Origin of the sequence: Bradyrhizobium genosp. SA-4 str. CB756 (assembly GCF_000473125.1) — a bacterium.
Taxonomy (GTDB): domain Bacteria; phylum Pseudomonadota; class Alphaproteobacteria; order Rhizobiales; family Xanthobacteraceae; genus Bradyrhizobium; species Bradyrhizobium arachidis.
Genome location: NZ_KI421499.1, coordinates 4,617,547 through 4,637,282 on the forward strand (window position 1 = coordinate 4,617,547; position 19,736 = coordinate 4,637,282).

19 protein-coding genes are annotated in these 19,736 nt (G+C 64.5%); 7 read left to right on the forward strand and 12 right to left on the reverse strand.

Annotated elements, in window-relative coordinates; all coding sequences use genetic code 11:
* The 10 genes from BRAGE_RS0122645 to BRAGE_RS0122690 form a co-directional block, all read right to left on the reverse strand.
* On the reverse strand, window positions 1–927 hold the full coding sequence (locus BRAGE_RS0122645; RefSeq protein WP_027558900.1) for a Gfo/Idh/MocA family protein: 927 nt from the start codon (window positions 925–927) through the stop codon (window positions 1–3).
* A 2-nt stretch (window positions 928–929) separates the two neighbouring features.
* On the reverse strand, window positions 930–1,700 hold the full coding sequence (locus BRAGE_RS0122650; RefSeq protein ID WP_027558899.1) for a FadR/GntR family transcriptional regulator: 771 nt from the start codon (window positions 1,698–1,700) through the stop codon (window positions 930–932).
* A gap of 365 nt (window positions 1,701–2,065) precedes the next feature.
* Window positions 2,066–3,238: a fumarylacetoacetate hydrolase family protein gene (locus BRAGE_RS0122655; protein WP_027558898.1), complete on the reverse strand. Its 1,173-nt coding sequence runs from the start codon at window positions 3,236–3,238 to the stop codon at window positions 2,066–2,068.
* Window positions 3,239–3,489: 251 nt separating this feature from the next.
* Window positions 3,490–4,548: a YeiH family protein gene (locus BRAGE_RS0122660; RefSeq protein ID WP_027558897.1), complete on the reverse strand. Its 1,059-nt coding sequence runs from the start codon at window positions 4,546–4,548 to the stop codon at window positions 3,490–3,492.
* Window positions 4,549–4,660: 112 nt separating this feature from the next.
* Window positions 4,661–4,879: a hypothetical protein gene (locus BRAGE_RS0122665; RefSeq protein ID WP_027558896.1), complete on the reverse strand. Its 219-nt coding sequence runs from the start codon at window positions 4,877–4,879 to the stop codon at window positions 4,661–4,663.
* 164 nt (window positions 4,880–5,043) lie between these two features.
* A complete protein-coding gene (locus BRAGE_RS0122670; protein WP_027558895.1) occupies window positions 5,044–5,757 on the reverse strand; it encodes an ABC transporter ATP-binding protein in 714 nt (237 codons plus the stop codon).
* Window positions 5,754–6,509: an ABC transporter ATP-binding protein gene (locus BRAGE_RS0122675; protein ID WP_027558894.1), complete on the reverse strand. Its 756-nt coding sequence runs from the start codon at window positions 6,507–6,509 to the stop codon at window positions 5,754–5,756. The genes BRAGE_RS0122670 and BRAGE_RS0122675 overlap by 4 nt, the downstream gene beginning before the upstream one ends.
* Window positions 6,510–6,511: 2 nt before the next feature.
* On the reverse strand, window positions 6,512–7,531 hold the full coding sequence (locus BRAGE_RS0122680; protein ID WP_027558893.1) for a branched-chain amino acid ABC transporter permease: 1,020 nt from the start codon (window positions 7,529–7,531) through the stop codon (window positions 6,512–6,514).
* Window positions 7,528–8,430: a branched-chain amino acid ABC transporter permease gene (locus BRAGE_RS0122685; protein ID WP_027558892.1), complete on the reverse strand. Its 903-nt coding sequence runs from the start codon at window positions 8,428–8,430 to the stop codon at window positions 7,528–7,530. The genes BRAGE_RS0122680 and BRAGE_RS0122685 overlap by 4 nt, the downstream gene beginning before the upstream one ends.
* An 87-nt stretch (window positions 8,431–8,517) precedes the next feature.
* Complete coding sequence (locus tag BRAGE_RS0122690; protein WP_027558891.1) at window positions 8,518–9,777, reverse strand: ABC transporter substrate-binding protein; 1,260 nt, start codon at window positions 9,775–9,777, stop codon at window positions 8,518–8,520.
* Between the two features lie 169 nt (window positions 9,778–9,946).
* Here BRAGE_RS0122690 and BRAGE_RS0122695 point away from each other — a divergent pair, with 169 nt between their 5' ends.
* Genes BRAGE_RS0122695 through BRAGE_RS0122710 form a run of 4 tightly spaced genes read left to right on the forward strand, consistent with a single transcriptional unit; the run spans window position 9,947 to window position 14,632 of the window.
* Entirely contained in the window at window positions 9,947–11,440 is a 1,494-nt protein-coding gene (locus tag BRAGE_RS0122695) for an AMP-binding protein (protein WP_027558890.1), read from the forward strand.
* The gene (locus BRAGE_RS0122700; RefSeq protein WP_027558889.1) at window positions 11,437–12,072 is read left to right on the forward strand and encodes a TetR/AcrR family transcriptional regulator; all 636 of its coding nucleotides are present in this window, start codon (window positions 11,437–11,439) and stop codon (window positions 12,070–12,072) included. The genes BRAGE_RS0122695 and BRAGE_RS0122700 overlap by 4 nt, the downstream gene beginning before the upstream one ends.
* Window positions 12,069–13,979 carry a flavin-containing monooxygenase gene (locus BRAGE_RS0122705; protein WP_027558888.1) on the forward strand — a complete coding sequence of 637 codons (1,911 nt, stop codon included), beginning with the start codon at window positions 12,069–12,071 and terminating at the stop codon, window positions 13,977–13,979. Before BRAGE_RS0122700 ends, BRAGE_RS0122705 begins: the two co-directional genes overlap by 4 nt.
* A gap of 17 nt (window positions 13,980–13,996) precedes the next feature.
* The gene (locus BRAGE_RS0122710; RefSeq protein WP_027558887.1) at window positions 13,997–14,632 is read left to right on the forward strand and encodes a 2-hydroxychromene-2-carboxylate isomerase; all 636 of its coding nucleotides are present in this window, start codon (window positions 13,997–13,999) and stop codon (window positions 14,630–14,632) included.
* Between the two features lie 8 nt (window positions 14,633–14,640).
* Here BRAGE_RS0122710 and ald read toward each other — a convergent pair whose 3' ends face one another.
* On the reverse strand, window positions 14,641–15,756 hold the full coding sequence (ald, locus tag BRAGE_RS0122715; RefSeq protein WP_027558886.1) for an alanine dehydrogenase: 1,116 nt from the start codon (window positions 15,754–15,756) through the stop codon (window positions 14,641–14,643).
* A gap of 142 nt (window positions 15,757–15,898) precedes the next feature.
* Between ald and BRAGE_RS0122720 the strand changes: the two genes are divergently transcribed.
* The 3 genes from BRAGE_RS0122720 (at window position 15,899) to BRAGE_RS0122730 (ending at window position 19,404) form a co-directional block, all read left to right on the forward strand.
* Window positions 15,899–16,378 (forward strand): Lrp/AsnC family transcriptional regulator, encoded by a 480-nt coding sequence (locus BRAGE_RS0122720; protein WP_027558885.1) that lies wholly within the window; start codon window positions 15,899–15,901, stop codon window positions 16,376–16,378.
* A gap of 86 nt (window positions 16,379–16,464) precedes the next feature.
* Window positions 16,465–18,822 (forward strand): Orn/Lys/Arg decarboxylase N-terminal domain-containing protein, encoded by a 2,358-nt coding sequence (locus tag BRAGE_RS0122725; RefSeq protein WP_027558884.1) that lies wholly within the window; start codon window positions 16,465–16,467, stop codon window positions 18,820–18,822.
* Window positions 18,823–18,828: 6 nt separating this feature from the next.
* Window positions 18,829–19,404 carry a GNAT family N-acetyltransferase gene (locus BRAGE_RS0122730; RefSeq protein WP_027558883.1) on the forward strand — a complete coding sequence of 192 codons (576 nt, stop codon included), beginning with the start codon at window positions 18,829–18,831 and terminating at the stop codon, window positions 19,402–19,404.
* A gap of 17 nt (window positions 19,405–19,421) precedes the next feature.
* On the opposite strand, the gene BRAGE_RS0122735 is transcribed toward BRAGE_RS0122730, so the two are convergent.
* Window positions 19,422–19,631, reverse strand: coding sequence for a hypothetical protein (locus BRAGE_RS0122735; protein WP_027558882.1), 210 nt, complete (start codon window positions 19,629–19,631; stop codon window positions 19,422–19,424).
* Between the last annotated feature and the right edge of the window lie 105 nt (window positions 19,632–19,736).

A 19,736-nucleotide genomic window follows, 5' to 3' on the forward strand; every position in this document is an offset into this window, starting at 1 on the left:
TCAGTCCACAAAAGGTTCGACCAGGGTGCGCTTGCCGAGAAGGAAGGCATCGGCGACGAGACGGAGCGGCGCTAGGTCGACGTCGCTCATCCCGGTCGCGGTGAGCGCGACAAAACGCCGGTACAGCTCGCGATATTCCTCATCAGGCGCATCGGCAACAACCTTGCCGTCGACCGCCATGATCCTGGCGCCGCGGGACAGCTTCATTTGCCCTCCGTCGGTGTCGACGAGGATATCCCAGCTCTGCGGCCCGGTCTGGCGGAAATCGAACTCGGCGGTAACAGGCAGGCCGCCGATATCTGTCAGCGTCAGATTGGCGGCGATCGGCGCCTGGCAATTGGCTGGAAATGCGAGCTCGGCCGCGGTGACGAAGACCGGTTGCGGCAGGATCCGGGTCAGGATCGAGAGCGCGTTGATGCCGGGATCGAACACGCCAAGCCCGCCCGGCTCCCAGATCCAGGTCTGCCCGGGATGCCAGACGCGGACGTCTTCCTTCCAGTTGATGTGCACCGATTTGAGCCGCCTCGTGGCGAGCCATTGGCGCGCCGGCTCGACCGCGGGCGCGTAGCGTGAATGCCAGGTCGCAAACAGTGTCCGCTTTGCCTCCGCCGCCATCGCAATGAGCGGGTCTAGCTCGGCGACGCCGATGCCGGGCGGTTTCTCCAGCATCACATGCTTGCCGGCCGCGAGCGCGGTCGCGGCCTGGGCGCGGCGCACCTGCGGCGGCGTGCAGAGCGAGACCGCGTCGATCGGCGGTCCCTCCTCCAGCAACTCCTCGATGGTCGCAAAATGCGGCAGCCCGGGCAGCGAAGCGTTGCGGCTGGCGACGGCCGCGAGCGTCGCGCCTTGCACGACGGCGATCGCACCGACATGCTGGTCGCGTGCGATCTTGCCGAAGCCGACGATGGCGATGCGAAGTTCGCTCACGCTTATTCTCCAATATCTGCGGACGGTAGCGAGTCCGCCGGGGCGGTCTCGATCACCGTGCCCTCGTGGCGGCGCATGCCGTTGTGAATGACATAGACCATGGCCTCCGAGGCTGCATCGGCATCGCCGGCGGCGATCGCATCGACGATCTTCTGATGCCAGAGCAGCACGGTGTCGCGGTCCTCCGGCTCGACCGGCGCGCTGAGCAGGAACGAGGCGCGTAGCGCGGCCTCGATCACGTGGCCGATCGAGCGCATGAACAGGTTGCCGGACGCACGCGCCACGGCGACGTGAAGCGCGAGGTCGGCATCGGCGAAGCCAACGGAGTCGGACGCCTCGTGCCGCATGCGTTCCATGCTGCGACGAAGCCCGGCGATGTCCTCTTCAGATCGCTGGGAGGCTGCGAGCATGGCGGCGCGCGGCTCGACCGCCAGACGAATCTCGGCGAGGTCGTTGAGGAAGCGCTTGTCGATACCGGCGTCGAGATGCCAGGCCAGCACGTCGGCGTCGAACATGTTCCAGGCGGCGCGCTCGCGCACGACGGTGCCGACCCGCGCCTTGGTAGAGAGCAGCCCCTTGGCGACCAGCGTCTTCACGCTCTCGCGCAGCACCGGCCGCGACACGCCGAACATGGTGATCATCTCGGCGTCACCAGGCAGGCGCGTTCCCTCCGCATAGCGGCCGGCGATGATGTCGACGCCGATCGAGCGGGCCACTTCCGCATGGTTGGAATGGGCTCGTTTGGTTGGAATGACCACGATGCGCGCGGTCATGGGGCGCCTCTCTCCTGGATACTGGCGAGCGCCGATTTTGGTAACATGGCACCCACGCATGCCCCATTCGGGGCGATTAGGGGCACTAGATCATGGAAGAGAGGGGCTGACTAGTCATATTATCTGACTATTCATTCGAAATCGCTGGGAACATTGTGGAGAGTCTTACGACACCTTCAGAGCGATTTTGTTCCGGCGATGCAACGCTGAGACGAAGGAAAATTTGTGGAGTGGTTTGCGTGCCCAGCAACGCGTCAGGCCCGGGCCTGTCCCGGGCAGCCACGTTCTTCGTGCCGCACGCAAGACGTGGATGGGCGGGACAAGCCCGGCCATGACGAAGCCGCAAGCAGACGCAAGGAGAAGAACTAGATCAGCTTCCGCTGCGCGAGGTTCTTCATCAGCGCGCCGATGCCGAACGTCCAGGGCTCGCACTCGTCGCTGGTGCGCATGCGATTGACGAGCTTGCCGAGCTGGGGCGCAGAGATCGTGACGATATCATCGCGCTTGTGAGTGAACCCCTGCCCCGGCGCCTCGCGATCCTTCACGGGTGCGAACATCGTGCCGAGGAAAAGCACAAAGCCGTCGGGATATTGATGCACCTTGCCGATGGTCTGCCCGACGAGATCAGTCGGATCGCGGCTGATCATGCTGATCGAGGAATGGCCGTCGAGAACGAAGCCGTCCGCGCCCTCGACGTTCAGGCTGATATTGAGCTTGCGCGCGTCGTCGAGCGTAAAACTGTCGTCGAACAGGCGGAGCAGCGGACCGATCGCGCAGGAGGCGTTGTTGTCCTTGGCCTTCGAGAGCAACAGAGCCGAGCGGCCTTCGAAGTCGCGCAGGTTTACATCATTGCCGAGCGCGCCGCCGACGATCTTGCCGCGGCTGGAGACGAATAGCACCAGCTCGGGCTCGGGGTTGTTCCAGGTCGATTTCGGATGCAGCCCGGCATCCATGCCGGTGCCAACTGAGGACAGGGTCGGAGCCTTGGTAAAGACCTCGGCATCGGGGCCGATGCCAACTTCGAGATACTGGCTCCAGGCGTTCTGATCGATCAGCACCTGCTTCAGATGCATCGCCTGGTCGGAGCCCGGCTTGAGCTTCGACAGATCGTCGCCGATCAGCCGCGTCACCTCTTTGCGGATCGCTTCGGCCGAGGCCGGATTGCCCTTGGCACGCTCCTCGATCACGCGCTCCAGCATCGAGATGGCAAAGGTGACGCCGGCGGCCTTCAGGGTCTGGAGATCGACCGGCGCGAGCAGCCACGGTTTCTTGGGATCACGACCATCGGGCGGGGTGTTGGCCACGATGGCTTCGAGATCGCCGATGCGCTCGCCCTTGACCGCGGCCAGCGCCTTGGCCGGGCTGTCCTCCTCGCAGAGCGCGCTGATGGTTGGAAACTTGGCGGTGACGTCGAACACGCCATCCCCGCGCACGGCGACCACGGCGGGGCCGTTCACCTGCGGCAGCCAGACGCGACCGGCGAGCGTGCCGCGTGTTTCGTCCTCGGGGAGAAGGTCCTTTACCGTCAAAGTCGTCATGGCCGCGCCCTCGCTCTTGTCGGATCGGCCGTGTGATTTGCCGGCCAATCGCATTGGCGAAAACCAATAGCGGTCTGGCAGGGGATGTCCACGGCCAATCGCTAGAGGATTCGATTAAGCCCTCCCCGCTTGCGGAGACGACGGTCTCGTAGGGTGGGCAAAGCGTAAGCGTGCCCACCATCCCTGGTCACACGCAGATGGTGGGCACGGCGCTATCGCGCCTTGCCGACCCTACGGCAGTCTTGCCCTCATCACTTGAACCAATGCACCAGTGCGATGCTGATGCCGAGCAGCAGCATCAGCGACAGAGTCACGGCGGCAGTCACCCGGCCGCCAACATTGGCGAGCACGCGCACGTCGACGCCGAGGCCGAGTGCGGCCATCGACACCACGGTGAGAAAGCCAGTGATCTTCGTCACCGGTCCCACCACCGTGGCCGGCACGATCTCGAGGGAGCGCAGGGTCGCAAGCGCAAGGAAGCCGAGGATAAACCAGGGGACCAGGCGGAAGAAGCCGACATTGGCCTTCTTGGCGCCGGCCTGCCAGCGCGAGGCGACCAGCGACAGGCCCACGACGACCGGCCCAAGCATCAGCACGCGCATCAGCTTCACCAGCGTGCCGATCTGCGTCGAGATGAGACCGGCCGGCACCGTCGCCGCAAGCACCTGTGGCACTGCGTAGACGGTGAGACCTGCGAGGATGCCGTATTGCGTGGCGGACAATTGCAGCAGCGGGATCAGCAGCGGCAGGCCCAGCACCATCATCACGCCGAGGATCGCGGTGAAGGAAATCGACGATGCGATCTCGTCATTGTTGGCGCCGATGATCGGCGCCACCGCCGCGATCGCGGAATTGCCGCAGATCGAATTGCCGCAGGCGATCAGGATCGACAGCCGCGTCGAAAGGCCGAGCATCCGGCTGAGGCCGAAGGAGACGCAGAGCGCGACCACGACGACGGCCGCGATCGATGCCAGCAGAGCGATGCCGGAGGCTGCAATGGCGGCAAAGCTGATGGAGGCACCCAGCAGCATGACCGCGACCTCGAGCAGCTGCTTGGCGCTGAAGGCGATGCCGGCCTGCCAGCGCGGCGCGGGTTTCCAGAAGCTGCGCAGCGCCATGCCGAGCAGGATCGCCATCACCAGCGCCTCGACATAGGGATGCTCGAACACGCCGAGCTCAGCCCGCTCCAGCAGGGCCGAGACACCGGCGACGGCGACGCAGAGGAGAATGCCGGGAATCAGCGCGAGAACCCGGCTCGCGGTGGTGGCCGGCTTGGAATCGGCCGGGCTGGATGCTTGATTCTGCGTCACAAATCTCTCCCAAGGAGAAGGATTTATACGCAGCGCAGTCCGATTGGGGAATAAGTTTTCGGCATATCAGGGCCGAGGGAAGTTCTGTGCTCGGCCCGGGAATAGCGAGGGGTCAGAAGATCAGGCTTTTGGCGAGCGAAGCGACGCGGCTGAAGCCATCATAGACGCCCGGCTCGAAGAAAGCGGCACGGGCGAGCACGATGCCGGCGACCAGCGACCAGAACAGGCCGGTGCCGACCCGCAGCAGCATTTTTGAAGCGCGCGACCGCGGCTGGGTGTCCGTTGCGGACACCAGTTGCTCGCCGAAGGGCTCAAATCCGGTACGTTCCATGGCCGTCAAATCCATCAATCTCTGGCGGAAATGTCGTCGTTTCGGCCCAAAACAGCAATGGAAGCGATTGGCGTTTTTGTCCTCCGGAGGGGAAACTCCTTCCTCCCGACGGTGCCGGGGCAATAGTTTTCTTCTTCCGGCCTATTTGGACACCGGCACCCGGCTTAGAGGGCCAGATAGCGGCGACGGATCGCGTCGTTGGCCTTCAGCTCGTCGATCCCGGCGGCATAGACGATCTGGCCCTTGTCGATGACCGTGGCGTGGCTCGCCAGCCCCAGGCAGAAATGCATGTTCTGCTCGGCGATCAGCACGGTCGAGCCGAGCTGGCGAAGCTGACGCAGCAGCTCGCCGATCCGCTGCACGATGATCGGTGCGAGCCCCTCGCTCGGCTCGTCCAGCAGCAGCAGCGCCGGATTGCCCATCAGCGTGCGCGCGATCGCGAGCATCTGCTGCTCGCCGCCGGACAGGCGTCCGGCGATGCGATGGCGCAGCGGCTCCAGGAGCGGGAAGACTTCATAGATGCGCTTGATTGGCCATTCGTCCTGGCCTTCCGGCCCCTTCTTGCGACCGATGACGAGATTGTCCTCGACCGTGTGCTCCGGAAAGATCTGGCGGTCCTCCGGCACGAAGCCGAGGCCGGCGCGCGCGATATGGTGCGGCTTCTGGCCGGAGATCACCGCGCCGCGCAGGCTTACTTTGCCCCGCCGCGGCGGTGCCAGGCCCATGATCGCCTTCATAGTTGTCGACTTGCCGGCGCCATTGCGCCCGAGCAGCGCCATGGTCTCGCCCTGCCGCACGGAGAGGCCGACGCCGAACAGGATCTGGCTGGTGCCGTAATAGACGTCGAGATCGGCGACTTCGATGACAGGGGTGCTCATGCGGCGGCTCCCGCATGCTCGGTGCCGAGGTAGGCGTCGATCACGGCGCTGTTGTTGCGGATCTCGTCCGGCGTGCCAGTTGCAAGGATACGGCCGTAGCAGAGCACGACGATCTTGGGCGCGATCTTGAACACGATGTCCATGTCGTGCTCGATGAAGACGACGGTGATCTTCTGTGTCTCCCAGAGCTCGCGCACCTTGTCGATCATGCGCCAGCGTTCCTCCGGACCCATGCCGGCGGTCGGCTCGTCCAGCAGCAGCACTTTGGGTTCGAGCACCAACGCCAGAGCGATGTCGAGCAGTTTTTGGTCACCATGCGACAGCGTCGCGGCGGTGCGATTGCGCTTGCCGGCAAGGCCGAGCAGCTCCATCACGTGTTCGGCGCGGTCGCGTGTCTCCGGCAAGGGAAAACGCTTGTGCAGCACTGCGGAGGTGCGCTGATCGGCGCTGACGGCGGCGAACATGGTCTCCTGCACTGTCAGCGATTTGAAGATGCTGGCGACTTGGAAGGCTCGGCCGATGCCGTGACGCACGATCTCCGGCGGCGAACGACCGGCGAGATCGACGCCGTCGAGCAGCACCTGGCCGGAATCCGGCTTCAACGCGCCGGTGATCAGGTTGAAGAAGGTGCTCTTGCCGGCGCCGTTCGGGCCGATCACGGCGGTGAGCGAACCATCGGGAAAGTCGAGCGAGACGTCGTTGGTCGCCTTCACGCCGCCAAAGGACTTTGCGAGGTTGCGGATCTCGAGCATCGCTAGCGCCCCTCGCCCGCGTCACGCCGGTGTGCGAACCATTCGGCGACGAAATCGAGCAGGCCTTTGCGCAGGCCCAGCGCGAAGAACAGGATGACCACGCCGAGCACGATGCCATGGTATTCGGTGAAGCGCGTGACGGTGTCGTTGAGCAAGAGCAGCAGCACGGTGCCGACCATCGGCCCCAAGAAGGTCGAGACGCCGCCGAGCATGTTGATGAAGATGCCCTCGCCCGAGATGGTCCAATAGGCGAATTCCGGATAGGCGCCGGAGACGAACAGCGCCATCACCATGCCGCCCATCGACGCGAATAGCGCCGCCAGCACGAAGACAGTGAGCTTTGCGCGCCAGACGTCGATGCCGAGGAAGCTCGCGCGCGCGGCGTTGTCGCGGATCATGCGCAGCGTGTAACCGAACGGCGATTGCGCGATCTGACGCATCGCGAGCAGGCCGAGGATCAGCAGCGCGCAGCTCGCGATATAGAGATGGACGTGGTTGGCAAGATCAATGCCGAGAAAGACCGGGCGTGGGATGCCGCCGCGCAGGCCCTGATCGCCGCCGGTGAAGGAGGCCCAGGACAGGATGGTGGAATGGATCAGCATCTGGAAGGCGAGCGTGACGAAGGCGAAGTAGATCTCCTTCAGACGCACGCAGATCGCGCCGATGATGGCGGCGATCACGGCCGTGATCGCCAGCGTCGCGACGAAGGCGACCGGAATCGGCACACCGAGCTTCTGCATGATCAGCCCGAAGCTGTAGGCCCCTAAGCCAAAAAACATACCGTGGCCGAACGAGGTCAGGCCGGTGTAGCCCACCAGGAGATTGAGCGAGGTCGCGAACAGGCCGTAGGCCGAGCAGCGAATGACGAAATCGAGCAGCGCCTTGCTACCGGTGAACAGCGGCAGGCTCGCCAGCACGGCGAAGGCGATCAGCGCGATCAGCACGTCGCGATAACGATGAAGTGCCGTACCGTTTCGCACCGGCGCCAGCGTCTGCGCGCGTCCGGCCTCGAGCTCGGTCATGCCGCCTCCTTGCCGAACAAGCCGGTGGGCTTGGAAACCAGCACGATCACCATGAAGAGATACATCAGGCCTTCCGTGAACAGGGGAAAGCCGAGCGAGCCGAACGAGCGGATCAGGCCGAGCAGCAGCGCGCCGATCAGCGCCCCCAGGATCGAGCCCATGCCGCCGATCACGGTGACGATGAAGGATTCGATCAGCACCGAAAATCCCATCCCCGGCGTCAGCGACCGCACGGGCGCCGCGAGCGCGCCGGCCAGCCCCGCCAGCATGCCGCCGAGCGCGAACACCCCGCCATAGATCAGGCCGGTGTTGATGCCGAGCGCGGAGACCATGCCGGGATTATGCGCGGCGGCGCGGATCACCTTGCCGATGCGGCTGCGCGAGAGCCCGATACCGAGCACGATGGCCGCGAGCAGCGCGACGCCGATCAGAAGCAGGTAATAAGGCGGCACCACGCCGCCGGCGATGAACAGCGGCATCACCTGGAACGCGGACGGCATGCCCATCGACTTGAATTCAGGCCCCCAGATGATGCGCACGACGTCGTCGAAGATCAGCACGAAGGCATAGCAGACGAGGAGCTGCATCAGGACGTCGGCGCCGTAGACGCGGCTCATGAAGACGCGCTCGAAGATCAGGCCGAGGATGGCGGTGCCGGCCGCGCCGGCCAGCATCGCCAGCGCAAAGCTGCCGGTGAGCTGATAGGCCGTCATCGCGAAGTAAGCGCCGAACATGTAGAAGGCGCCGTGACTGAAATTGACCACCTTGAGCACGCCGAAGATCAAGGTTAGCCCGACCGCCACCAGGAACAGCAGCATGCCGATGATGAGGCCGCTGGTGGTTTGCGTCACCAGGCAGGCGGAGCTGGCGAGGCAGCCGGCAAGCGCGTCGAGATCCACGGAAGCACCTTCTTTACGGCGCGCCGGACACGGCGCGGAATACGAAACCAGGGCGGAGACGGTCGCCCGTCTCCGCCCTGCGCGTGATCAGGTGTAACCCTTGCTCTTCTTCCACTCGGCTTCGAGCTCGAAGATGGTCTTCCAGTCGCCGGCCTTGACCTCGGGCACGTAGGGCTCCTGCGGGATCGTGGTGCCCCAGCCGATGGCGTAGCCGACCAGCGTGTGGTCGTCGCCGCGCATCGTCACGGTGCCGTCGGCGCCGAACGGGCACTTGATGGTCAGACCCTTCAGCACCTCCGCGATCTTCTTGCCGTCCGTGGAGTCCGCCTTCTTCGCGGCTTCGCTGAGGAACATCACCGCGGTCGCATTCTGCCACGACCAGTTGGTGGGATATTCGTTGTACTTGGCCTTGTAGGCATCGCCCCAGGCCGCGTTCTCCGGCGTGGTCGGGAAGGTCTTGATGTAGCGGTTGCCGGAGTGGATGCCCTTCGGCAGGTTCTTTACCACGGTGAGCGCGGTGTAGTCGGCCATGTTGACCGCGAACACCTCCATCTGGCTGAACATCGCATAGATGTTGGCCTGGTCGATGTAGGAAGTGAGATCGCCACCCCACAGGCAGGAATACAGCGCCTGCGGCTTGGCCTGCAGGATCTTCGTCACCACTTCGGTGTAGTCGGGCTGGAACAGCTTTGGCCAGGACTCGCTGATGACTTCGACATCAGGCGCGAACCGCTTCAGGTACAGCGTGAACTCGCCGGTGGTGTCGCGGCCATAGGCGTAGTCGGGCGAGCAGGTCGCCCATTTCTTCAGGCCCTTGGCCTTGGCGATCGAAGCGGCGTAGCTGCCGCCGACGATGGAATCGTGGATGCCCTGGCGGACGCAGCGGAATGCGTTCGGGATATGCTGCTTCGGATCGGCGGTGAGCGAGGAGGCTTCCGAGCAGGTGTGGATGCAGAGCACGCCGAGATCACGCGCGACCTCGTGAACCGCAAACGATCCGGAGGACGCTTCGCCGTCGAGCAACAGCTCGCAGCCGTCGGTATTGACGAGCTCGCGCGCGACACGGGCCGCTTCCTGCGGCTGGCCTTTGGAGTCGCGGACCACCATCTCGATCTGCCGCCCGGCAAGGCCGCCGGCGGCGTTGACCTTCTCGACCTCGAGCATCACCGCATTGCGCGACGACGTGCCGAGCTGCGCGACACGGCCCGACAGAATTGTCGGCATGCCGATCTTGATGGTCTTGGCCTGGGCGCGCGCCACCCACGGCGCGGCAACACTCATCGCACCGGCGCCCATCAGCGCCAGTGTTGAACGGCGGCTGATGCCCGGCGTGCGGGTTCTCGTCATTTTCCCCTCCCTCTTTCGGGTCGGCGTTCCAGTCCCTTGTCGAAGATCGTCTCGTCTCCGTGTTCCCAACAATTTCAGAGGCAGGGGGTGACGTCAAGACAAACATGAACTATGAGTCAGAATTCAGAATAGGAGGAAACGAGGCCGCCAATCGGCCCGAAACCGCAGAATGATCAACCTTTCGAGCTTCATCGCCTTTCATGCCCGGCGAACGCCGGACCGGCCCGCGCTGAAATATCGCGGCGGGGTGATCTCCTACGCGGCGTTCGATGCGCGCATCCGGCAAACGGCCGGCTGGCTCGCGTCACAGGGCATCGGCGCTGGCGATGTCGTGGCGGTGCTGATGAAGAACAGCGCCGCGTTCCTGGAGCTGGTCTTCGCGACCAGCCATCTCGGCGCGGTGTTCCTGCCGATCAATTTTCGCCTCTCGCGCGACGAGGTCGGCTACATCGCCGGCAATGCCGGCGCGCGGCTGCTGATCGTCGATGAGGAATTGGCTGCGAACGCAGCGGGCGCGAAGACTGTCGTGCTGAGCGAGGCCGCGCAGCAAAGCGTCACGCATCTCGCAGGCGACGCGGCACCCGCGTCCATGAACATCCGCGCGCCGTCCGACCTGATGCGCCTGATGTACACCTCGGGCACGACCGACCGCCCCAAGGGCGTGATGCTCTCGTACGATAATTTCTACTGGAAGTCGGCCGACCAGACGATCCCGCTCGGCCTGAGTGCCGAGACGCGCCTCCTCGTCGTCGGCCCGCTCTATCACGTCGGCGCGCTCGACCTGCCCGGCATCGCCGTGCTCTGGCATGGCGGCTTCATCCGCATCGAGCGAAACTTTGAACCTGAGACGGCGCTCAGCGCCATCGCCGAGGACAAGCTCAACGCCGCCTGGTTCGCGCCTGTCATGACCACGGCGATGCTCACCTGCCCGGCCCGTGACCGCTACGACGTCTCCAGCCTGACATGGGCGATCGGCGGCGGCGAGAAGACACCGGAAGTCCGCATCCGCGCCTTCTCAGAATTCTTCCGCAATGCGCGCTATATCGACGCCTATGGCCTCACCGAGACCGTCGGCGGCGACACCTTCATGGAAGCGGGCCGCGAGATCGAGAAGATCGGCTCGACCGGGCGCGCCATCGCCCATGTCGGGATCGAGATCCGCGACGAGGACGGCAAGGCGCTGCCGCCGAACGTCAATGGCGAGATCTGCCTGCGCGGCCCCAAGATCACGCGCGGCTATTGGAAGGATCCGGAGAAGACGGCTTCCGCCTTTTTCGGCGACTGGTTCCGCAGCGGCGATGTCGGCTATCTCGACGACGAGGGCTTTCTCTACCTGACCGACCGCAAGAAGGACATGATCATCTCAGGCGGCGAGAACATCGCCTCCTCCGAGGTCGAACGCGTCATCTACGATCTGCCTGAAGTGCGCGAGGTCGCCGTAATCGGCCTGCGCGATTCGCGCTGGGGCGAGCGGCCGATCGCCATCGTCGTGCTGGCGGAAGGCGCGAGCCTCGAGCTCCCTGCCCTCACCGAACATTGCCGCGCGCGACTGGCGAGCTTCAAGGTGCCGAAACAGCTGATCATCCGTGACAGCCTCCCCCGCAATCCCAGTGGCAAGATCCTCAAGCGCGTGCTGCGCGCCGAGCTGGAGACGTCTGAATGAATCAAGTGAACGCCAAGGTGACCAAGCTCAACCGCGTCGAGCGCAACGCCTGGACCAAGCAGAAGATCTTTGACGCCGCGACCAAGGTCGTCGGCAAATATGGCTATGCCGAAGCCTCCGTCGCCCGCATCACCGAAGAGGCCGGCGTCGCGCAAGGCACCTTCTACAATCATTTCGAGAACCGACAGGAGCTGCTCGACCAGCTGCTGCCGAAGATCGGCCTCGACATGGTCGAGTTCATCCGCGCCCGCACCGGCACGGCGGATGCGGCAAGGCAGGAAATTTCGCGCTTCTCCGCCTTCTTCGACTTCATCCGCGAGGTGCCGGAATTCCTGCGCATCCTCAACGAGGCCGAGTTCTTCGCGCCCAGCGGCTACCAGAAGCACCTGGACAATATCTCGGTCGCCTATGTCCGCATCTTGCGCCGCGCGCGAGCGGCAGGCGCGATTCACGATTACAGCGACGAGGAATTCGAGGCCATCGTTCACATGCTGATGGGCTCGCGTGGCTATCTCAGCCGCCGCTATTCCTATTCGGACGGCGGCGTCACCGCCGTGCCCGACCACGTCATCTCCGCCTATCGCAAGCTGATGACGCGCGGCCTCTTCACTGCCTCCGGGGACACGCCATGAACATCGCATCTCCACACAAGCCGCTCGACCTCGCCTCAGCAATTGCTGAGGCCGACATCCGCTGCCTGTTGATGGTGCTGGTGCACATGACGGGCGACGAGAAATGGCTCGAGCCGCCGTACCTGCCCAAGCGCGACATCCGCCTCATCCCCGACCCCGAGGCCGGCGTGCCCCGCGAGATCCAGGACGAGATCCGCGCCGCGGTCGTCAACCTCTTTGCCTATGGTACGCCGGAGCCTGTCATCACCGATCCCGGCGAGGAGCTGTTGCTCAGGATGATGCGCGCCTGTCTCGGCGAGAACGTCGCGCCGGAATATGCGCCGCTGATGCGCGAGGAAATGGGTTTTGTGCCGCGCGAGGCGCGCTGGACCAAGAGGCCCGCCAACGAGAAGCTTGCGGAGCAGCATGTGCTGATCGTCGGCGCCGGCGTCTGCGCCATCGCGCTCGGCGTGGCGCTTGGCCATCTCGGCATCCCCTATACCATCGTCGAGAAGAACGACGAGCTCGGCGGCACCTGGTGGATCAACCGCTATCCCGGCTGCGGCGTCGACACGCCGAACCATTCCTATTCCTACTCGTTCGGCTCGGGCAATGCGTGGACACGCTATTTCTGCCAGCGCGAGGAACTGCTCGATTATCTGCTCAAGGTCGCCGATGAATACGGCATCCGCAAGCATTTGCGGGTCAACACCGAGCTGACGGCGTCGCGCTGGGACGAGGGCAAGAAGCGCTGGATATCCACGCTGAAGACGAAAGACGGCGAAGAGACCTTCGAATCCACCGCGCTGGTCAGCGCCATCGGGCAGCTCAACGATCCCTCCCGTGCGCACTTCAACGGCGAAGAACTTTTCAAGGGCACGATCCTGCATTCGGCGCTCTGGTCCGGCGACATCAACCTCGACGGCAAGCATGTCGCCGTGATCGGCACCGGCGCAACCTCGATGCAGCTGGTGCCGTCGATAGCCGGCCGCGTCGCGTCAGTTACGGTCTATCAACGCAGCGCGCAATGGGCGCGGCCGGTGAAGGGTTATTCCGACCCGATCACCGAGGGCGCGCGCTGGCTGCTGGCGCATCTGCCGTTCTATGTGCAGTGGTATCGCTTCAACATGTTCTGGCGCTATGGCGACGGCCTGCTGCCGTTCCTGCGCAAGGACCCCGCCTGGCCGCACCCCGAGCGCGCCGTCAACAAGGGCAATGACCGGCATCGCCAAGAGCTGACCGACTTCATCCTGTCCGAATTGCAGGGACGGCCCGATCTAATCGAGAAATGCGTTCCGACCTATCCGCCCTACGGCAAACGCATCCTGCTCGACAACAACTGGTTCAAGACCTTGAGGCGGGACAATGTCGAGCTTGTCACCGACACGATCGACCGTTTCGACGAAACCGGCATCATCGCCGCCGACGGCGAGCACCGCCCCGCCGACATCATCGTCGTCGCTACCGGCTTCAAGGTGACGGAGATGGCCGCGCGTCTCAACATCAGCGGCCGCGGCGGCAAGGATTTGCGGCAGGCCTGGGCCAACGACAATCCGACCGCGTTCCTCGGCCTCACCGTGCCTGATTTTCCCAATTTCTTCTGCATGCTCGGCCCGAACTCCGGACCGGCCCATGGCGGCAGCGTCATCTTCCAGTCGGAATGCCAGAGCCGCTACATCTCCGCCTGTCTCGCCGAGATGATCGAGCGCGATATCGCCGTCATCGACGTTCGCCCCGACGTGCTCGACGATTACGTCCGCAAGGTCGACGTCGAGCACGAGGCCATGATCTGGACCCATCCGGGCATGAGCACCTATTATCGCAATGCGAGCGGCCGCGTGTTTTCAGCCATGCCCTGGCGGTTCGTGGACTATTGGCGCATGACGCACGATCCGGATCTGGGGCAATATAGGCTGACGAAGGCGTAGACTGGAGGGAGCGCCCAATGCCCAAACCGATCGTCCGCATCTACACTGACTACAAGAGTCCCTACGCATTCGTGGCGAACAAGCGGCTGTTCGAGCTCGAAGAGACGCACGGCGTGGAGCTCGAATGGCGGCCCTACACGCTGCGCATCGCCGAGTTCATGGGCAAGGTCGAGGAGCGCACGCCGCATTTCTGGCGCAAGGTGCGCTACCTCTATATGGACGCGCGGCGCTATGCCAATGCGCAAGGGCTCGTCATGAAGGGCCCGCGGCGGATCTACGACGCCTTCTATTCGAGTGTCGGCATGCTGTTCGCGCAACGGCACGGCTTCTTCCGCACCTACCACGACACGGTGTTCCGCAAATTCTGGAGCCATGAGCTGGAGATCGACGATCTCGCGGCAATCACCGAAATCATCACCTCGTGCGGTGGCTCGCCCAGCGAGTTCGAAGCCTACGTCAACGGCCCTGCCCGCGCCGAGCACGACCGCATCATCGACGAGGCCGAGGCACTTGGTGTGTTCGGCGTGCCGACCATGGTGTTCAACGGCGAGCTGTTCTGGGGCGGCGACCGCATCAACATGCTGATCGAACGCATCGAGAAGCCCGAGACGATCGCGGCCGCGCTCGGCAGCCGCCACCGCAAGCCGGATTGACAGCCGCTCTAAGCCGCCAGCCCGCTCTCCACGGGCGCAAACTCCAGCCCGAGGCTTTCCGCCACCGCCTTGTTGGTGATGCGGCCGCGATGCACGTTCAGTCCGTTCCGCAAGTGAGGATTCTCCAGCACCGCGGCAAAGCCCTTGCTCGCGAGCATCAGGCCGAACGGCAGCGTCGCGTTATTCAGCGCTTGGCTGGATGTCACCGGCACCGCGCCCGGCATGTTGGCGACGCAATAGTGCACGACGCCGTCGACCTCATAGGTCGGATCGGTGTGCGTGGTCGGATGCGAGGTCTCGAAGCAGCCGCCTTGGTCGATCGCGACGTCGACCAGCACCGCCCCCGGCTTCATGGATTTCAGCATCGCGCGCGTGACCAGCTTTGGCGCGCTGGCGCCCGGCACCAGCACCGCGCCGATCACGACGTCGGCGGCGAACACCTCGTCCTCGACCGCCTCGATCGTGGAGAAGCGGGTGCGGACCCGCCCGAGAAAGACGTCATCCAGCTGGCGCAGGCGAGGAATAGAGCGATCGATCACCGTGACTTCGGCGCCAAGACCCGCAGCCATGCGCGCGGCCTGCGTTCCGACCACACCGCCGCCGAGCAAGACGAGGCGCGCCGGCTGCACACCGGGCACACCGCCCAGCAGCAGTCCGCGGCCGCCCGCGGACCGCTTGAGCGCGGCGCCGGCGGCCTCGATCGCGAGGCGGCCGGCGACTTCACTCATCGGCGCCAGCAGCGGGAGGTGACCGGCCGCGTCGGTGACGGTTTCATAGGCGATCGCAGTACAGCCGGACGCAAGCAAACCCTTGGCCTGTTCGGGATCCGGCGCAAGATGCAGGTAAGTGAACAGGATCTGGCTTTCACGGAGCTGGACCCACTCGCTCTTCTGCGGCTCCTTCACCTTCACGATCATGTCCGATGCGGCGAAGATGTCGCGTGCGCTCGCGGCGATGGTGGCCCCCGCCCGCTGATACACCTCGTCGGACGCGCCGATGCCGCTGCCGGCGCCGGTCTCGACCGTGACCTGATGCCCGGCCGCGACATATTCACGGACCGCGCCCGGGGTGAGCCCGACGCGATATTCCTGCACCTTGATCTCCTTGGGCACACCGACACGCATCTTGAGCTCCTCGCCAACACATTGATTCCGTTGTTGATCGTAGCGACGGGGGCGGTTTGGTTTCGTGCAAATATCCGCTAGTTTGGCTGCTTGCGCGCCGGTTTCCGGCGCGCAAGCGCCCTTTCACGCCGGAAACAAAACCTTGGCCCTCGACCGGAAAGATCTCGCCATCCTCGCGGAACTCACCACCAATGCGCGGGCCAGCCACACTGAGCTCGCCAACAAGGTTGGGCTATCCAGCACCGCGCTGGCGCGGCGGCAGAAGGCGCTGGAGGACGACGGCTACATCCAGGCCTATCAGGCCGCGCTCGATCTCAACCAGTTCGGCCTCACCACCACCGTGCTGGTCCGCATCGCGCTGGAGAGCCAGAGCGACGAGGCGCTGAAGGCGTTCGAGGCCGAGGTGGTGAAATGCCCCTCTGTCGTGCGCTGCTTCCTGATGTCGGGCACCGACGACTACATCCTGATCGTGCTCGCCCGCGACATCCAGGATTTCGAACGCATCCATCGCACCGAGCTATCGCGGCTGCCGCGCGTCGCGCGGGTGCAATCGAGCTTTGCCTTGCGGGAAATCGTCAACCGCGCCGTGCCGACGGTGGTGTTCGGCGAGGCGAAGCGGTAGCTCTTTTCCCGGTTCTTACGCTCTCTGTCATAGAACTGTCATCGAATGTGCTGAGACCTGTCCGTCTCGCACATTCGGGACACGCCATGGACTATTTCAAGCGCTTCAACTTCCTGTTCGCAGCACCGGCATTCGACGCCGACGACCTCGAGGGTCTCCGCTTCAACCAGATCATCGAGGAGATCCAGCGCTCCGGCTTCGAGGTGGTCCGGGCCCGCAAGCTGGAAGACGCCGAGATCGCGGTGCAGACCGATGCCGCAATCGGCTGCATGGTGGTGGACTGGGGCAAGAAAGGCCTGGAAGGCAGGACCTCGGCGCTGATCAACCTGATGCGGCGCCGCGGCCTCGACTTCCCGATCATCTTGCTTATCCGGCGCAAGCGCTTCGAGGACCTGCCGGTCGAGGTGCTCGACTTCATCGACGGCTACGTCTTCCTGTCCGAGGAGACGCCCACCTTCATCGCCAAGAACCTGATCAGCCGGCTCAAGCAATATGCCGAGACGCTGAAGACGCCGTTCTTCGGCGCCCTCGTCGACTATGCCGAGGAAGGCAACCAGCTCTGGACCTGCCCGGGCCACAATGGCGGCGTGTTCTACAACCGCAGCCCGATCGGCCGGGTCTTCGTCGAGCATCTCGGCGAATCCGTGTTCCGCGACGACCTCGACAATTCCGTGCTCGACCTCGGTGACCTCCTCACCCATGAGGGGCCGGCGCTGAAGGCGCAGAAGGAAGCGGCCCAGATCTTCGGCGCGGAAAAGACCTATTTCGTGCTCAACGGCACCTCGACCTCGAACAAGGTCGCGCTCGGCGCCCTCGTCACCGACGGCGACCTCGTGCTGTTCGACCGCAACAACCACAAGGCCGCCCATCACGGCGCGCTGATGATCAATGGCGGCATCCCGGTCTATGTCCCGACCGTCCGCAACGCCTGGGGTCTGATCGGCCCGATGCGCTGGGACATGCTCGACGAGAAGGCGTTGCGCGAGGCGATCCGCAACCATCCGTTGGTGACCGATCGCGACGCCTGGCGCAAGGAACGGCCGTTCCGCGTCGCCGTGGTCGAGCAGTGCACCTATGATGGCTCGATCCATAGCGCCGAGATGATCCTGAAGCGCATCGGCCATCTCTGCGAGTACATCCTGTTCGACGAGGCCTGGGCCGGCTTCATGAAATTCCACCCGCTCTATGCCGGCCGTTTCGCCATGGGGCTGGCGAACCTTCCCCCAGAGGCGCCCGGCATCATCGCGACGCAGTCGACCCACAAGCAGCTCGCGAGCTTCTCGCAGGCCTCGCAGATCCACATCAAGGACCGCCACATCCGCGGCCAGAAGCGTCGTGTCGAGCACCGCCGCTTCAACGAAAGTTTCATGCAGCACGCCTCGACCTCACCCTTCTATCCCCTGTTCGCCTCGCTCGACGTCGGCGCGCAAATGATGAAGGGCCGCTCCGGAGAGGTGCTTTGGGACGACACGATCCGTCTCGGCATCGAGCTGCGCAAGAAGGTCCGCGCGATGCGCCGGGAGTTCGAGGAGAAGGAGCAGAATCCGGATCGGCGCTGGTTCTTCGAGCCCTTCGTCCCGGATCGCGTCGCCATCCCCGACGTCAGCCGCCCCGGCGCCGCGCATAACGTCGCCTGGGAGTCGCTCTCCACCGACGAGCTCGCCACCAATCCCGCGCTCTGGCAGCTCTCGCCCGATACAAACTGGCACGGCTTCCCCAATCTCGCTGAAGGCTTCGCCATCACCGATCCGAACAAGCTGACACTGCTCACGCCCGGCTTCGACCGCGCGACCGGCACCTATGCCGAGCACGGCATCCCCGCTCCGGTCGTCGCGCAATATCTGCGCGAGAATCGCATCGTCCCCGAGAAGAACGACCTCAACTCCCTGCTTTTCCTGCTCACCCCCGGCGTCGAGGCGAGCAAGGCCGGCACTCTGATCTCCGGCCTCGTCGCCTTCAAGAAGCTGCATGACGACAATGCGCTGCTGGCCGACGTCATCCCCGAGTTCTACCAGCGGCGGCAGGCGCGCTATGCCGGCGTGCGACTGCGCGATCTCTGCGGCGAGATGCATCGCTTTTTCCGCGCCGCCGACGTCAGCGCACTCCAGGCCCGGCAATTCATGCCCGAACACATGCCCGAGATCGCGATGTCGCCCCGCGATGCCGCACGCTATCTGTTCAAGAACGATGTCGACTATCTGCCGATCGAGGCGATCGCGGGCCGCATCGCCACGACGCCCTTCGTGGTCTACCCGCCCGGCATTGCCACCATCGTGCCCGGCGAGCGGCTGACGGAACGGGCCAAGCCCATGGTGGATTATCTCAAGATGTTCGAGACCTGCTTCAACACGTTCCCGGGCTTCGATGTGGAAATCCAGGGCGTCTACAAGGAGACCGATGCGCAGGGACGCATCGGGCTCTATACTTACGTCGTTGCCGAGTAGGTGCCGATGAACGAAACAGCTGTGCGCGCGAGTGACGAGCCTGTCCTGGTCAGGCCGTCACGCGAGAGCGATGTCGAGGCGATGCTGGCGATCTACCGCCATCACGTCCGCAACGGCGTGCCGCGCGACGTCGAGGGAACCGGCGCGCCCGAGCCGGACGATTTGCGCGACCGTCGCAAGAATTTGAAGCAGACCCGCCTGCCGCACCTGGTCGCGACCTTTCGCGGCGAGGTCGTCGGCTATGCCTATGCGGTGCTGTTCCGCAAGCGGCCGGCCTATCGCTACACCGCCAAGCACTCGATCTACGTCCACCACGAGCATCTCGGCCGCGGCGTCGGACGGCTCTTGCTCGGCGAATTGATCGACGCCTGCGCTGCGGCCGGCTTCCGCCAGATGATCGGCTATATCGATGCCGACAACGCGCCCTCGCTGGCGCTGCACGAGAAGTTCGGCTTCGCGCGCGCCGGCCTGCTCGGCGGCGTCGCCTATCGCCACGGCCGCTGGTCCGACACCGTCATGGTACAGCGCTCGCTCGGCGCGGGCGCAACCTCCCCGCCGGCGCTCACGGCGCCCGGACGCTAGATAGGCCTGCGCGGCCTTTACGACGGAAGGTCAGCCGATTTCACCTGAATCCGGTCGGCATGCAGAGACCAGTGATGCAAGGCCTGGTCCTTGCAGAATTTTGCTTTCGCCCGCTCTTTGGCTTCGTTCTCATCGCAGGCGTCGACCTCGAGGGTGCCCTGGCAAACCTCGATCTCCCGCCCGTGGCCGAACACGTCCTTCATGAATCTGACGACATAAGTGGACATGGGACCTCCCTGCTGCCCCGGCGGCACTGTAATCCCATTTAGGCCGGATGGGGAAAGGAGATTTTGACGCGGATCAAGGTTGGCGACGGTTCCCGCCGCCAAAGC

Excerpts from the sequence above, each read along its gene's own strand:
- BRAGE_RS0122690 (WP_027558891.1), bottom strand. The coding sequence starts at position 9,777 with ATGACGAGAACCCGCACGCCGGGCATCAGCCGCCGTTCAACACTGGCG.
- BRAGE_RS0122735 (WP_027558882.1), bottom strand. The coding sequence starts at position 19,631 with ATGTCCACTTATGTCGTCAGATTCATGAAGGACGTGTTCGGCCACGGG.
- BRAGE_RS0122695 (WP_027558890.1), top strand. The coding sequence starts at position 9,947 with ATGATCAACCTTTCGAGCTTCATCGCCTTTCATGCCCGGCGAACGCCG.
- BRAGE_RS0122675 (WP_027558894.1), bottom strand. The coding sequence starts at position 6,509 with ATGCTCGAGATCCGCAACCTCGCAAAGTCCTTTGGCGGCGTGAAGGCG.
- BRAGE_RS0122665 (WP_027558896.1), bottom strand. The coding sequence starts at position 4,879 with ATGGAACGTACCGGATTTGAGCCCTTCGGCGAGCAACTGGTGTCCGCA.
- BRAGE_RS0122725 (WP_027558884.1), top strand. The coding sequence starts at position 16,465 with ATGGACTATTTCAAGCGCTTCAACTTCCTGTTCGCAGCACCGGCATTC.
- BRAGE_RS0122705 (WP_027558888.1), top strand. The coding sequence starts at position 12,069 with ATGAACATCGCATCTCCACACAAGCCGCTCGACCTCGCCTCAGCAATT.
- BRAGE_RS0122670 (WP_027558895.1), bottom strand. The coding sequence starts at position 5,757 with ATGAGCACCCCTGTCATCGAAGTCGCCGATCTCGACGTCTATTACGGC.
- ald (WP_027558886.1), bottom strand. The coding sequence starts at position 15,756 with ATGCGTGTCGGTGTGCCCAAGGAGATCAAGGTGCAGGAATATCGCGTC.
- BRAGE_RS0122710 (WP_027558887.1), top strand. The coding sequence starts at position 13,997 with ATGCCCAAACCGATCGTCCGCATCTACACTGACTACAAGAGTCCCTAC.
- BRAGE_RS0122650 (WP_027558899.1), bottom strand. The coding sequence starts at position 1,700 with ATGACCGCGCGCATCGTGGTCATTCCAACCAAACGAGCCCATTCCAAC.
- BRAGE_RS0122655 (WP_027558898.1), bottom strand. The coding sequence starts at position 3,238 with ATGACGACTTTGACGGTAAAGGACCTTCTCCCCGAGGACGAAACACGC.
- BRAGE_RS0122730 (WP_027558883.1), top strand. The coding sequence starts at position 18,829 with ATGAACGAAACAGCTGTGCGCGCGAGTGACGAGCCTGTCCTGGTCAGG.
- BRAGE_RS0122680 (WP_027558893.1), bottom strand. The coding sequence starts at position 7,531 with ATGACCGAGCTCGAGGCCGGACGCGCGCAGACGCTGGCGCCGGTGCGA.
- BRAGE_RS0122700 (WP_027558889.1), top strand. The coding sequence starts at position 11,437 with ATGAATCAAGTGAACGCCAAGGTGACCAAGCTCAACCGCGTCGAGCGC.